The 13,182-nt window shown below is 65.1% G+C and carries 10 protein-coding genes and 1 pseudogene; 4 read left to right on the forward strand and 7 right to left on the reverse strand.

From position 1 onward, the window contains the following. Positions 1–3 precede the first annotated feature (3 nt). The 4 genes from HY019_RS00500 to HY019_RS00515 are packed head-to-tail and all read right to left on the reverse strand — an operon-like array spanning position 4 to position 6,640. Complete coding sequence (locus tag HY019_RS00500) at positions 4–1,098, reverse strand: two-component system response regulator (protein WP_290687474.1); 1,095 nt, start codon at positions 1,096–1,098, stop codon at positions 4–6. Beyond that, positions 1,095–4,298 (reverse strand): hybrid sensor histidine kinase/response regulator, encoded by a 3,204-nt coding sequence (locus tag HY019_RS00505; protein WP_290687475.1) that lies wholly within the window; start codon positions 4,296–4,298, stop codon positions 1,095–1,097. The genes HY019_RS00500 and HY019_RS00505 overlap by 4 nt, the downstream gene beginning before the upstream one ends. Positions 4,299–4,322: 24 nt before the next feature. Beyond that, complete coding sequence (locus HY019_RS00510; RefSeq protein ID WP_290687477.1) at positions 4,323–5,498, reverse strand: GGDEF domain-containing protein; 1,176 nt, start codon at positions 5,496–5,498, stop codon at positions 4,323–4,325. Then, on the reverse strand, positions 5,495–6,640 hold the full coding sequence (locus HY019_RS00515) for a diguanylate cyclase (RefSeq protein WP_290687479.1): 1,146 nt from the start codon (positions 6,638–6,640) through the stop codon (positions 5,495–5,497). The genes HY019_RS00510 and HY019_RS00515 overlap by 4 nt, the downstream gene beginning before the upstream one ends. Before the next feature lie 161 nt (positions 6,641–6,801). On the opposite strand from HY019_RS00515, the gene HY019_RS00520 reads away from it, so the two are divergent. Beyond that, entirely contained in the window at positions 6,802–7,179 is a 378-nt protein-coding gene (locus HY019_RS00520; RefSeq protein ID WP_290687481.1) for a phage holin family protein, read from the forward strand. Positions 7,180–7,206: 27 nt separating this feature from the next. Here HY019_RS00520 and HY019_RS00525 read toward each other — a convergent pair whose 3' ends face one another. Genes HY019_RS00525 through thiL form a run of 3 tightly spaced genes read right to left on the reverse strand, consistent with a single transcriptional unit; the run spans position 7,207 to position 9,306 of the window. Next, on the reverse strand, positions 7,207–7,695 hold the full coding sequence (locus HY019_RS00525; RefSeq protein WP_290687483.1) for a CinA family protein: 489 nt from the start codon (positions 7,693–7,695) through the stop codon (positions 7,207–7,209). A gap of 40 nt (positions 7,696–7,735) precedes the next feature. Further along, positions 7,736–8,305 (reverse strand): phosphatidylglycerophosphatase A, encoded by a 570-nt coding sequence (locus HY019_RS00530; RefSeq protein WP_290687484.1) that lies wholly within the window; start codon positions 8,303–8,305, stop codon positions 7,736–7,738. Further along, positions 8,302–9,306 carry a thiamine-phosphate kinase gene (gene thiL / locus HY019_RS00535; protein ID WP_290687832.1) on the reverse strand — a complete coding sequence of 335 codons (1,005 nt, stop codon included), beginning with the start codon at positions 9,304–9,306 and terminating at the stop codon, positions 8,302–8,304. The genes HY019_RS00530 and thiL overlap by 4 nt, the downstream gene beginning before the upstream one ends. A 155-nt stretch (positions 9,307–9,461) precedes the next feature. On the opposite strand from thiL, the gene HY019_RS00540 reads away from it, so the two are divergent. The 3 genes and pseudogenes from HY019_RS00540 to HY019_RS00550 all read left to right on the forward strand — a co-directional run. Further along, positions 9,462–11,756 (forward strand): NADP-dependent malic enzyme, encoded by a 2,295-nt coding sequence (locus tag HY019_RS00540; RefSeq protein WP_290687486.1) that lies wholly within the window; start codon positions 9,462–9,464, stop codon positions 11,754–11,756. A 209-nt stretch (positions 11,757–11,965) separates the two neighbouring features. Then, positions 11,966–12,412, forward strand: coding sequence for a ribonuclease domain-containing protein (locus tag HY019_RS00545; RefSeq protein WP_290687488.1), 447 nt, complete (start codon positions 11,966–11,968; stop codon positions 12,410–12,412). Between the two features lie 110 nt (positions 12,413–12,522). Beyond that, positions 12,523–12,909, forward strand: a pseudogene (locus HY019_RS00550) (barstar family protein); the annotation flags it as partial. Between the last annotated feature and the right edge of the window lie 273 nt (positions 12,910–13,182).

The raw sequence follows: 13,182 nt of genomic DNA on the forward strand, positions 1-13,182 counted from the left end.
GCCCTATTCGTCGGACCAGGTGGCGGCAATGCGCACGAACTGGTCCAGGGTGTCGTCAAAGGCCTGCACGATCTCGGGGTCGAAGTGCGAGCCGCAGCCGTCGCGGATGAAGGCCACGGCGCGCTCGTGCGACATGGGCTCCTTGTAGGGGCGCCGGCTGATGAGGGCATCGTAGACATCGGCCACGGCCATCAGGCGCGCCGACAGCGGGATGGCTTCGCCCGCCAGCTTGTCGGGGTAGCCGCTGCCGTTCCACTTCTCATGGTGGTAGCGGGCGATGTCCATGGCGTGACGCAAAAAGCCGTCGTGATCGCCCATTCGGCTGGCCGCGCGCTTGAGCATCTCCCAGCCGTGCATGGCGTGTTCGCGCATGATGACCAGCTCGTCGTCATTGAGGCGGCCGGGTTTGAGCAGGATGTGGTCGGGGATGGCCACCTTGCCCACGTCGTGCAAGGGCGCGGACTTGGCGATGTGGTCGATGCTGTCGGGGTTGAGCACGTCCAGGTGGGCACCCTTGTTGTACAGGTGGGTGGCCAGGGTGCGCACGTATTCCTGTGTGCGCTTGACGTGGTTGCCGGTTTCCTCGTCGCGGAACTCGGCGAAGGACACCATCACGTGCAGGGTGGCCTCGCGCAACTGGTCCACCTGGGCCATGCGCTGCTCCAGCTCGGATTGCAGCCAGGCATTGTCACGGCTGAGTTGATCCTGGTAGGCCTTGATCTGCAGATGGGTGCGCACGCGGGCCTGCACGATGGCCGGGCTGATGGGCTTTTGGATGAAGTCGGCCGCGCCGACCTCGAAGCCGCGGGCCTCGTCTTCGGGCTGGCTCATGGCCGTCAGGAAGAGCACGGGGATGTGGCGGGTGAGGGCATCGGCCTTGAGGCGCCGGCAGACTTCATAGCCGTCCATCTCGGGCATCATCACGTCAAGCAGGATGAGGTCGGGCGCGCCACGGCGGGCCAGCTCCAGGGCCTTGGCGCCTGATGGGGCCAGCTTCACCCGGTAGAACTTGTTGAGCAGACCAGCCAGCAAACTCAGGTTCGCAGGCGCGTCATCCACCACCAATACCGTGGGCAACGTCTCCTTGTCTGCGTTCATTGTGGTTTGGCCTCCAGGTCCAATTCATCCAGCAGCCCGAAAGCGGAATCGAAATCACAGCGCGCGAGCGCCGCGTTGAGGCGGGCGGTGGTGACGGCAGGCAGCCAGGCGGCAAATGCGTTGCGATGCTGTTGCCACAAGGCCAGCGCCTCGCTGTCGCACTCACCGGCCAGTTGCTTGAGGCGCTGCGCCAACCCAAGGTCTCGCTCACTGGCTGCTTGTGCGGCGGCCTGTTCGCTTGACGTAACTTCGATCTCGGTCAAGTAGTTTTGCAGAGTTTTGACCAGCGGCGCCAGCGCCTGAACGAGGGTTTCGGCCGCTTGTTGCACTGCTGCCGCATCCTCTTCCCTCGCTGCAAGCTCCAATGCAAGGGCATACCCCCGAAGCGGCGCCGACCCGATGGTGCCGCCCAGGCCTTTGAGCGTGTGGGCCTCGCGCAGCAAGGCGGGCCAATCGGACTGGGCCAGGGCCTGGGGCAGCCAGTCCAGGATGTGCCGGGCGTGGGCGACAAAGGCATTCAAGGTGAGCTTGAACAAGGGCAGGTCGCCCTCGAAATGGGCAAGGGCTGCAGCCACATCGATGCCTTCGATGTCAGGCACAGTCTGCGCGGGGCGCCTGGTCCTGGTCGCAGCATATTGGTGAGGGTCGGCCACCACCTTGGCAGCCAGCCCGCAGAAAGGCGCCAGTGCGGCATACAGGGCAGCCGGGTCCAGCGGTTTGGCAATGTGGTTGACCATGCCCAGCGCCAGGCAACGCTCGCGCTCTTCGGCCATGGCATGCGCGGTCATGGCAATCACGGGCAGGTGGCTCAAGGACGGATCGTTACGGATTTCACGTGTGGTTTCATACCCATCCATGACCGGCATCTGCAGGTCCATGAGCACCACGTCGTACGCGCCACCGCCACCTTGCCGCAGGCGCTCCAGGGCTTCCATGCCATTGGTGGCCACGTCGACACGGGCCCCGCGTCTGCACAGCAACTCGGTGGCCAGTTGCTGGTTGAGCAGGTTGTCTTCCACCAGCAGCAGGCGCAGGCCATCGAGCTGGACCACGTCTTCCGAGGTGTTGACCTGGGCCGGCACCGCGGCACCACTGCCCTTGAGCCGGTGCAACAAGGTCCTCAGGGCTTCGGGCAGGATGGGTTTGGTCAGGAAGGTATGGGCGCCTCCCTTCATGGCCTCGGCGCGCAGGTTGTCGGAGCCATAAGCCGATGTCACCACCACCATGCCGTCGGGCTGGATCTCGCGCAGGCGGGCCAGCGTGTCGGCGCCGCTCAAGCCGGGCATCACCCAGTCCAGCAGCACGAGGTCATAGGGCTGGGATGCGTTGACGGCCTGCTGAACCGCGCGAACCGCATCGTCGCCGGTAGACACCGCGCTGATCAGGCCCCCGTCTGACTGGCCCACCCCCATGGCGCCCAACAAGCCGCTGAGCGTCTGGCAGGTTTCGCTCTGGTCGTCGACCACCAGCACGCGCATGCCATCCACGTTGCGGGGCAAGGTCTGCAGGCCGCTGGCTTCGGCCACACGCAAGGGCACGGTGAAGGTGAAGCAGGAGCCACCGCCCAGCTTGCTGGCCACGACGATGTCGCCGCCCATCAGGCGCGCCAGGCGTTTGCTGATGCTCAGGCCCAGGCCGGTGCCACCGTATTTGCGTGTGGTGGAGCCATCGGCCTGCGTGAACTCCAGGAAGAGGCGGTCCACTTGCGACTCGCTCATGCCGATGCCGGTGTCGCGCACTTCAAAGCGCAGCATGAGGCGCTCGCCCACGCGGCTGATCAGGCCCACCGTGAGCTTGACGTGCCCGAAGTGCGTGAACTTGACGGCGTTGGAGATGAGGTTGGTGAGCACCTGGCCCAGGCGCAAGGCGTCGCCGTACACGGTGCCCGCATCGGCCAGCAAGGAAGGGTCCTCGAAGGCGCACAGCAGCTCAACGTCCTTTTCCTGCGCGCGTTGGCGCAGCAGGCTCATGGCGTTGCCAACCACGTCTTCAATGCAAAAGGGCGCGGACTCCAGCTCCAGCTTGCCGGCCTCGATCTTGGAGAAGTCCAGGATGTCGTTGATCACGCCCAGCAAGATGGTGGAGGCCGATTGCACCTTATTGAGGTAGTCGCGCTGCTGCTCGTCCAGCGAGGTTTGCAGGGCCAGGTGGCTCATGCCCAGGATGGCGTTCATGGGCGTGCGGATCTCGTGGCTCATGTTGGCCAGGAACATGGACTTGGCCCGCGTGGCAGCCTCGGCCTGGTCGCGAGCCTCACGCAACTGGGCCTGCACGCGGGCACGCTGGCTGATGTCGTCCTGCACGGCATGCGCCATGGTGTTGAGCGTGGTGGCCAGGGTGTCGAGCTCTTCGGCCCACTTCTGGCGACCACCGGCGCGGGCGTCGTAATTGCCGCGGGCCAGCTGGTGGGCCACCTGGTCGAGCCGCGTGATGGGTTGCAGCAGGCGGCTTTGCATGGCGTACAGGCCCAGCAGCAAGGCGGGCAGCAAGGCCAGGTCCACCCCGAGTGTCATGATGATGTAGCGCTCAAGCTGTGTGGCCGCCTGCACACGCGCGGCGGCCGTGCGGGCATCGGTGGCCAGGCTGAGGTTGGCCACGGCGCGGGCCAGGTCGGCAGACTGGGCTTCGTAGTTGGGAGAATGAACCAGCTCGCCCGCGAACTTCAGATCGGGCTCGCCGTCAGAGACATAGGTCTGGTGGACGCGGTCATACAGGCCTTGCGTGGCGGCAAAGGCAATCTGCTCGGTTTTCTTGAGGCGCTCGCTGGCGTCGAGCACCCGGCGCAGGCCTTGCAGCTCGTCCTCGCTGATGTCCAGCGCCTGCATGCGCTGGATCAGGGGCACGCCCTTCTGGCCCGTGGGCAGCTTGTGCGGGCGACGCCCGGCGATCACGTCTTCCCAGTACAGGCCGTTGTTGTCCAGCGTGGGGGGTGGTTTGCTGCCTTCGCGGATGGCCAGCACGTCGTAGTAGTAAAGCAGGTAACGTGGGTCCGCGGTGGCCGTGTAGGCGCTCACCAGGCGCCGCAGCAAGGCGGTTTCGTGCTGCAGGCCAGAGACCAGCTTCATCGTATCGGTGCGGCGCTGCACGGCCTGCTCGGCCGACAGGTAGGCTTGCCGGATCAACATCAGGAAGACGAAGTTGGCCAGCAAGGCCATCACCACCATCAGGAAGAACCAGCGCGAAACGGTCTTGAGTTTCATGGGTGCGCGCCGGTTTGCGGGCCGTCAGGCGTGTCCCATCTCTTCGGCAAAGGCCATCGAGGCCACGATGCGGTCGCGCCCGGCCCGCTTGGCCTGGTAGAGGTTGCGGTCGGCCACCTTGAGTGCCCAGCCGGTGTCACCCTCCACAACCTGGGCAATGCCCACGCTTTGCGTGACCGTGAAGGTCTGCCCGTCAACGGCAAATGCATGCTCGCGCAAGCGGGCTGAAATTTTCTCCGCCACATGCTGGGCCCCTGTTAGATCTGTTTCTGGCAACAGCAGGACGAATTCTTCGCCGCCGTAACGGGCTGCAGTATCCACCTGCTCGCGGGTATGGAAACGCAGTATCTCCCCGACCTTGGCCAGGACTTCGTCGCCAATGGGGTGCCCCCAGGTGTCGTTGACGCGCTTGAAATGGTCCACGTCAAAGAGCACGACGGACAGCGGGCGGCCGCTGCGGGCCTGGCGATGGGCCTCGCGCTCCAGCCGGGTCATGAACTCGCGGCGGTTGGCCAGGCCGGTGAGCATGTCGGTGCGCACCAGGGTTTCGAGTTCACGGCGATGGCGGTTCAAGGTGGCGGCCAGGAAGAACATCACGCCGGACAAAGGCAGGCTGACGGCCGTGAAAACCACACGCGCCCACAAGGCCCACCAGGGATGCAGCGCCCCGCCCGAGTAGACCGGCATCACCAGCAGCGGGGCATAGGGCATGACCTGGAGCGAGGTGCAGACCTCATCCAGCACCATGGCGGCCAGGCTCAACAAGAAGGCCCAGCGCAGTTGGCGCAAGGAAAACAGCGCACGCGTAAACACGAACTGCGCCAGCATCACCATGGCCATGGGGGTGTCCTTGAGGCCATAGCCCAGCGCCAGCACGACGACGCCCAGCACGGCCGGCACCGCCGTCATCTGCACCAGCCGGGGCATGCGGTCCGGGATGCGACGGCGCCGCCATGCCAGGACACCCATGCCCATCAGCCAGATCACCAGCCCGCCTTGAAACCACAACGAGGGCTGCAACCACTTCGGGTTGTACAGCGCGCGCACCGCATCGTCGCGAACGCCAATCGATTGCAGCGCAAACAGGAGCAGCAAGATGGGCAGGGTCACCTCGACCAGCAGCAAACAGCTGGTGCTGTCCTGCCTGTCGACGATGCGCGCTTCCAGCCGCTGCAGCCAGTGTCTGAGGGTGGCGTTCATGACACCCCCATCGACAGCTGGGCCACGCACACGCGGTCGCGCCCGGATGACTTGGCGAGGTAGAGCTGATCGTCGGCCAGCTTGAGCAATTGCTCGACATCCTGCCCGCTGCTTTCGATCACGCCCATGCTGAGGGTGACCTTGAAGGCGGCCTCGCCCTCACCGAAGGTCTGCCTGGCCAGCTGTTCACGCAGGCGCGCGCAGATGGCCTCGACCTGTTCGCGACGGGTGTCGGGCAGGATGAGCGCAAACTCTTCACCGCCCAGCCGGCAGGCCACATCGGTCGGGCTGCGTACACAGGACATGAGCAGGTGCCCCAAGGTGCGCAGGACTTTGTCGCCCATGTCATGGCCATGCTGGTCATTGACCTGCTTGAAGTGATCCGCGTCGATCAGCACCAGCGACATGGCCTGCCCGGTGCGTGCCTGCCGCGCCGCCTCGTTGTGCAGCACCTCCATCGCGCGACGGCGGTTGGCCAGGCCAGTGAGGCCATCGGTGTAGGACAGGCGGCGCAGCTTGGCGTGCAACTGGTCCAGGCGCTCGAACAGGATGAGCAGCAGCCCCAGCAACACGACAATGCCGGCGATGAGCACGAACTGACGCCAGAAGGCAAACCACCAGACGGGATCACGCCCCTGCATCACCTGGCTGGTCAAGGCGGGCGCATAGGGCCAGACACCCAGGATCACGCCAAGGTCGTAGGCCAACATGATGAAGGTGGCCACCCCGTAGCAAATGAGCATGGGCTGGCGCTCGAACAGCAACAAGCCAATGGCCAGCACACCCAGCAATACCAGATTGGTCGCAGCGGTGAAGGTCCCCGCCAGAATGGTCACCATCGTGAAGGTGCCGCCAATGGACAGGCACACCAGCAAGGTGGCCCGAGGGACGGGGTCCGGCAGATGGCGCCGGGGCCACAGCCACAGGGCTGCCAGCACATTGATGCCGCTGGCAAGCACCATCTCGCCCTGGAACAGCCACATGGCCATGGGGTTCAAGGCCGAGCGCATCTCGGGGGTGCCCAGGGCCACGCCATGCGCGGCCAGCTCGATCAGGAAGAACGGGGTCGAGGCGAACACCGCCAGCAACACCCGCCAGGCCGGGGTGGAACTGATGATGAAGCGCTCCAACAACTCACGCATCCAAGACAACCTTCGGGCTACAACCCGTGAAATATGAACGCCGCCACTCGGGCTGGCGCCGCCCTTGACAGGATATGACACCCCCATTGACGAGGGGCGAAGTCTGGGGAATATCGGCTGACTCGAAGGCGTTCTGAAGGGCGCTGCGCTAAGCTAGCCACATGAAAATGATCATTCGTTGGCTGCTGCTGGCCTGTGCCCTGGTTTTGCTGACGCAGCTGGACCCCGGCATCCAGGTCCGGAGCTTTGGCGCTGCCCTGTGGGCGGCCTTCGTCATCGGGCTGCTCAACGCCTTCGTGCGCCCCCTGCTGATCCTGCTGACCCTGCCGGTGACGGTGCTGAGCATGGGTCTGTTCCTGTTCGTGATCAATGCCCTGACCTTCCAGATGGCCTCGGGGCTGCTGGATGGCTTTCACGTGCAGGGCTTCTGGCACGCGCTGCTGGGCTCGGTGCTCTACAGCGTGTGCAGCCTGGTGATCGATGTGGCGCTGGAGAGGATGATGGGGCCGCGGATGATGCCCGGGCCGCCGCCTCAATGAGGGTCTTCTCGCGAAGACCTCAGGCGCTCAAGCCAATCTGTCCATCAAGCCTGCCAAGGCCATCTCACAGGTCTGCGACCGCACCGCGGCGCGGTCGCCCTTGAACAGGCAGCAACGCGCGGTACTCGGCTCGCCGCGCACCGCCCAAGCCAGCCATACGGTGCCCACCGGCTTGTCCACCGAGCCCCCTGTGGGCCCCGCAATACCGGTCACGGCCACCGAGATGTCCACACCCGCGCGTTGCAAGGCGCCTTCGGCCATGGCCCGGGCCACGGCTTCGCTGACCGCGCCATGGGTGGCCAGCATGGCCTCGCTCACGCCCAGCAAGTCCGTCTTGGCCTGGTTGCTGTAGGTCACAAGGCCCCGATCAAACCAGGCACTGGAGCCTGACAGCTCGGTGCACGCCGCGGCGATCAAGCCACCCGTACACGACTCGGCCGTCGCCAGTTGCCAGCCGCGCGCCAGCAAACGCTCGGACAAAGCCTGGATAGGGGGCAGCAAGTTGATCGTGTCCATGTGAAGCCTCGAAGATCCAGCGGGGCAGCTCAGCCCGTCATCAGCCCATCAGCCCCGCGCTGACACCGCCCTGGCGCACGGCCACGGCCAATGCCAGCACCAGCAAGGCGCACAAGGCCGCCACCAGGTCATCGAACATGATGCCCAGGCCTTGGGCCCAGCCGATGGACTGGCCTGGCTTGAGTTTGAACAGTTGGTCGGCCCAGCCCACCGGGCCGGGTTTGGCCGCGTCGAAAAAGCGGAAGGTGATGAAGGCCAGCAACTGGCCGCGCCAGTCCACCGGGCTGATCAGCCAGAGCATCAACCAGAAGGCCCAGACCTCGTCCCACACAACCGAGCCGGGGTCCGCCACGCGCAGGCTGCGCGCGGTATGCGTGCAGGCCCAGCACCCCACCAGCCAGCCTACGGTCAGGATCGCGGCCCAGATCAGGTCGGCATGCAGGCCCGTGCCCACCACATGCTGGATGGCCAGAAAGCTCACCCAGCCCCACAAGGTGCCCACCGTGCCAGGAGCCTTGGGGCTCAGCCCGCTGCCGGCGCCAAAGGCGATGAAATGCGCGGGGTGGCTGAGCAAGAGCCCCACGGTCGCGCGACGAGGGGCTTCGCTCATGGCGCGCCCCTGAAATGGTCAAACGAGGTCCAGCGGTTGGGCACGGCCTGCCTGGCCGGGTCTTCTGGCCAGGGGTCGAGCTCGCCATGCCACAAGCGCAAGCCGGCCTCCGCCTCGATGCGGCCGATGCGGCTGAGCACCAGGCCCAGGCTGGCGCCCAAGGCCAGCACGCGCGCGCGCTGCGCAGGTGGCGCCGTGAACACCAGCTCGTAGTCATCACCACCCGCCAGGATGCAATCGCGCTGCACCTCCTCCGTGCGATCGGCCAGCCAGGGGCTGACCGGCAAGGCGTCCAGGCACAAGGAGGCGCCCACGCGGCTGCGGCGCAGCACGTGCCCCAGGTCACCCAGCAACCCATCCGACACATCGATGGCCGCGCTGGCCACGCCGCGCAAGCCCACGCCGAGTGCCACGCGCGGATCGGGGCGCTCCATGGCCAGGCGGGTCACCTCAAAGGCCTCGGCACTCAGGGTGGGGTGCAGGGTGCCGCGAAAGGCCTCCAGCGCCAACCGGGCCAGGCCGGGAAACCCGCTGACCCAGATGTCGTCGTCGGCGCGGGCGCCGCTGCGCAACAAGGCCTGCCCCACCGGCACCTCGCCCATGACCGTGATACCGATGGCGAGCGGGCCGGCGGTGGTGTCGCCGCCGATGAGTTCGCAGTTGTGCTCGTCCGCCAGATCGAACAGGCCTTTGGCAAAGCCTTGGAGCCAGGCCTCATCCACACGCGGCAAGGTCAAAGCCAGAGTGAAGGCCAGAGGCTCAGCGCCGCACGCGGCCAGATCCGACAGGTTGACGGCCAGGGCCTTGTGGCCCAGCCGCGCCGGGCTGACGGTGGACAGGAAGTGGCGCCCTTCCACCAGGGTGTCGGTGGAAATGGCCAGTTGCATGCCCGCTGCGGGTGCAATGACGGCACAGTCATCGCCGTTGCCGACCACGGACCGATGCGGCCCCACGCCCGGCGGGCGTCGGAAAAAGGTGTCGATGAGATCAAATTCGCCCAGGCTCATGGCGCCATTGTCGCGCCCAAACCGGCTCGCAAAGTGGCTCGTCTGCACACCCATTGCGGCCTTCCACACGGCAAGCCCTGCACAACTTCCTACAATGCGAGGTCTGGCGGGCCCCAATGACGGGCCCCGCCCGCGAAAGGCCCCCCTCGATGACCACCCCAGAAGAAAAACGCGCCGAGCTGAAGAAGGCCGCGCTTGAGTACCACGAGCTGCCCACCCCCGGCAAGGTCGCCATCTCGGCCACCAAACAGCTCACCAACCAGCGCGACCTCGCCCTGGCCTACTCCCCCGGTGTCGCCGCCCCCTGCGAGGAAATCGTCGAGAACCCGGCCGCCGCCTTCAAGTACACCAGCCGCGGCAACCTCGTGGCCGTGATCACCAACGGCACCGCCGTGCTCGGCCTGGGCGACATCGGTCCCCTGGCGGCCAAGCCCGTGATGGAAGGCAAGGCGGTCCTGTTCAAGAAGTTCTCCGACATCGATGTGTTCGACATCGAGATCAACGAGAAGGACCCCGAAAAGCTGGTCGAGATCATCGCATCGCTGGAGCCCACCTTCGGCGGCATCAACCTGGAAGACATCAAGGCCCCGGACTGCTTCTACGTCGAGCGCAAGCTGCGCGAGCGCATGAAGATCCCCGTCTTCCATGACGACCAGCACGGCACGGCCATCGTGGTGGGCGCCGCCCTCCTGAACGCCCTCAAGGTTGTGGGCAAGGACATCAAGACCGCCAAGCTGGTGACCTCCGGTGCCGGCGCCGCCGCCCTGGCCTGCCTGCAATTGCTGGTCAAGCTGGGTGTGCCACGCGAGAACATCTGGGTGACCGACCTGGCCGGCCTGGTCTACGAAGGCCGCGTCGAACTGATGGACCCCGACAAGGCCGCCTTTGCGCAAAAGACCGAACAGCGCAAGCTCAGCGAGGCCATCGAAGGCGCCGACATCTTTCTGGGCCTGAGCGCTGGTGGCGTGCTCAAGAAGGACATGGTGGCCAAGATGGCCGCCAACCCCATCATCTTCGCCCTGGCCAACCCCACGCCCGAAATCCTGCCCGACGAGGTCAAGGCCGTGCGCGACGACGCCATCATGGCCACCGGCCGCTCGGACTTCCCCAACCAGGTCAACAACGTCCTGTGCTTCCCCTACATCTTCCGGGGCGCCCTTGATTCGGGTGCGACCACCATCACCGACGAGATGGAAATCGCGGCCGTGCACGCCATTGCCGAGCTGGCCCAGGCCGAGCAGAACGAGGTCGTGGCCGCCGCCTATGCCGGTGAGTCCTTGAGCTTCGGCCCTGAATACCTCATTCCCAAGCCTTTCGACCCGCGCCTGATGATGAAGATCGCGCCGGCCGTGGCCAAGGCCGCGGCCGACTCGGGTGTGGCCTCCCGGCCCGTGAAGGACTTTGTTGCGTATGGCGAAAAGCTGCAGAGCTTCGTCTATGCCTCGGGCCACACGATGAAGCCCATCTTCAGCGTGGCCAAGCGCGCCAAGAACAAGCGCATCTGCTACGCCGAGGGCGAGAACGAAGGCGTGATGCGCGCCGCGCAGATCGTGGTGGACGAGAACATCGCCCGCCCCACGCTGATCGGTCGCCCCGCCGTGATCGAGCAGCGCCTGGCGCGTTTCGGCCTGCGCCTCAAGCCCGGCCGCGACTTCGACATCGTCAGCACCGAAAACGACCCGCGTCACCGCGATTACTGGCAAAGCTACCACCGCCTGGCCGAACGCAAGGGCGTGACCGAGCAGATGGCCAAGATCGAGATGCGCCGCCGCCTGACGCTGATCGGCTCGATGCTGCTGCACAAGGGCGAGGTCGACGGCCTGATCTGCGGCACCTGGGGCTCCACAGCCCTGCACCTGCACTACATCGACCAGGTCATCGGCAAGCGCGCCGGCGTCAAGACCTACGCGGCCATGACCGGCCTGATCCTGCCAGGCCGCACCGTCAACCTGCTTGACACCCACATCAACTACGACCCGACGGCCGAGCAGCTCGCCGAGATCACCATCATGGCCGCCGAGGAAATGATGCGCTTCGGCCAGCGACCCAAGGCTGCCCTGCTGTCGCACTCGAATTTCGGATCGAGCAACCAGCCCTCGGCCTTGAAGATGCGTGCCGCCCTGGCCCTGATCCAGGAGCAGGCCCCCTGGCTGGAGATCGACGGCGAAATGCACGGCGACACCGCGCTGGACGCCGCCTACCGCCAGCAACTGATGCCCCGCAGCACCCTGAGCGGCGAAGCCAACCTGCTGGTCTGCCCGAACATCGACGCGGCCAACATTGCCTACAACCTCCTCAAGGTCGCCGCGGGCAACAACATCGCACTGGGCCCGGTTCTGCTGGGTGCGGCCAAGCCAGTGACCATCCTGACCCCCTCGGCCACCGTGCGCCGCATCGTGAACATGACCGCCATGACCGTGGCCGACGCCAACGCCGTGCGTTAAAGCGCACGGCTTATATCACAATCTGTCAACCCCCTACGCAAAGGCCCCGGCTACCCGTTTTACGGTAGCTGGGGCCTTGAGCTTTTTGGCGCTTTTCTATACAGTCACGTCTTTAACGAAGAGCTGCATTGCTGACAGATCAAGGCTGGAAACACAGCATCATGGTGCCCCGCACAGTCAATAGGGAATCCTCGTCAGGCGGTTGTGGCTTGACACCTGCGGCACCCGCTGCGGTAGCCAGAACCACCCGCTCGTGGCCTGCCGCTTTCCTGACTGGTCTCGCCCTGATTTGTGTGACTGCGTGGCTTCCCTCTGAAGCCCTTGCTCGTCGCCATGCACCACAAGAGACAGGCACCACCGCCGAATCGGTGGCCTTGTCGGCCCTTCCTGCGCAAGCACAAGACGTCCACCGCCGTATTTTCTCGGGCGGTCCGTTTCGTTATGCCAAGGACGGTGTGGTGTTCGGCAACCGAGAGCGCATCCTGCCCCGTCGGCCACGCGGTTTCTATCACGAGTACACCGTTCCGACCCCAGGCGAAGGTGACCGCGGCGCGCGGCGCATCGTTTGCGGAGGTAAAGAAGTTCGACAACCTGAAACTTGTTTCTACACTGCGGATCACTATCAGAGCTTTCAGTTGATTGATCCCCGGCGTTGAAGCCCTTCAAGCCGTCATCGCATCCGTTTTTCCGTTCTTTTCTTAGACCTTCAACTTTTGCTCGTAAGGACATGAAGCACTCCTGCATGCACCCCGGGCCACAAGCGATCATGTTGTTGCAATCCGTTCGACCCAACATCGTTCAATCCATCCGCGCTTTCCGCCCGGAAGACTTGCAACAGGCCGCCAATGCCGCTGGCCAGCACTTCCTCTACACCAATCTGAGCCCCGCTCAGAACAAGCAGGACGTGCTGGACATCATTGCCCGCGACTTCCTGTTCCCGGACCACTTCGGCAAGAACCTGGACGCCCTGTACGACTGCATGACCGACCTGGTTCACAAGTCGGGCCCGCAGCCGGGCTTCGTCGTGGTGCTCGAACTCATCCCCGACGGCAACAAGTGCGACCGCGAAACCCGCGAACAGCTGCTGGACGCCTTCCGTGACGCCGCCGACTTCTGGTCGGAGCGCAAGGTCGCCTTCCGTGTGTTCTATTCCATTGCCGTGTCGGGCAAGGAGTCCGTGGGCAATTGGGACAAGGCCGAAGTCGCCCAGAACGACCCCAACGTCAAGCCCGCCAAGGTCTCGAAGAACGCACCGCAGCCCATGATCATGAACCTGCCCCCGATGAGCAGCGTTTTTGACACCTCGGCCCTGCTGGTCGCGGCCTGATCCATCCTGATCCCCGAAACCCCGGACATGGTCTTTTGGCCACGTCCGGGGTTTTTATTTGGCTGTACGCCCCCCCAATAAGTGGGCATGCGCACGCCT

This window comes from Aquabacterium sp. (assembly GCF_016195855.1).
Classification (GTDB): domain Bacteria; phylum Pseudomonadota; class Gammaproteobacteria; order Burkholderiales; family Burkholderiaceae_C; genus Aquabacterium.

Bases quoted from the DNA above. Each gene is read 5' to 3' on its own strand.
- HY019_RS00525 (WP_290687483.1), bottom strand. From the start codon at position 7,695: ATGGACACGATCAACTTGCTGCCCCCTATCCAGGCTTTGTCCGAGCGT.
- HY019_RS00500 (WP_290687474.1), bottom strand. From the start codon at position 1,098: ATGAACGCAGACAAGGAGACGTTGCCCACGGTATTGGTGGTGGATGAC.
- HY019_RS00530 (WP_290687484.1), bottom strand. From the start codon at position 8,305: ATGAGCGAAGCCCCTCGTCGCGCGACCGTGGGGCTCTTGCTCAGCCAC.
- HY019_RS00505 (WP_290687475.1), bottom strand. From the start codon at position 4,298: ATGAAACTCAAGACCGTTTCGCGCTGGTTCTTCCTGATGGTGGTGATG.
- HY019_RS00510 (WP_290687477.1), bottom strand. From the start codon at position 5,498: ATGAACGCCACCCTCAGACACTGGCTGCAGCGGCTGGAAGCGCGCATC.
- HY019_RS00515 (WP_290687479.1), bottom strand. From the start codon at position 6,640: ATGCGTGAGTTGTTGGAGCGCTTCATCATCAGTTCCACCCCGGCCTGG.
- HY019_RS00520 (WP_290687481.1), top strand. From the start codon at position 6,802: ATGAAAATGATCATTCGTTGGCTGCTGCTGGCCTGTGCCCTGGTTTTG.
- HY019_RS00540 (WP_290687486.1), top strand. From the start codon at position 9,462: ATGACCACCCCAGAAGAAAAACGCGCCGAGCTGAAGAAGGCCGCGCTT.